Raw genomic sequence first — 233 nt, forward strand, 5'->3', positions numbered from 1 at the left:
CATTAAACCAGCGCTTTCAAACTGTGCCTTTACACCTTTGTTTGAAGAGTTTGTAAGGCTTACTAACTTATAGCCCTGTGCTTTGAGTTTTGCCAGTCCTTCTTTAACATCGCTGTGTGGAGGAAGCGTTAAAAGAGGCGTAACAATAGCTGTTTTAGCTTGTTCACTTGTAATATCAATGTTGTTGTTTTGAGCAACCATAAGAAGTGACGCCACACCGATTTGCCCAAAGT

At 40.8% G+C, this 233-nt stretch carries 1 pseudogene; it reads right to left on the reverse strand.

What is annotated here, in order from left to right:
- A pseudogene (locus tag AAEY87_RS14450) lies at nucleotides 1-201 on the reverse strand (hypothetical protein); the annotation flags it as partial.
- Nucleotides 202-233 lie beyond the last annotated feature (32 nt).

The sequence above is a fragment of the Psychrobacter sp. S1-30-MNA-CIBAN-0213 genome, assembly GCF_040309845.1.
Classification (GTDB): Bacteria; Pseudomonadota; Gammaproteobacteria; order Pseudomonadales; family Moraxellaceae; genus Psychrobacter.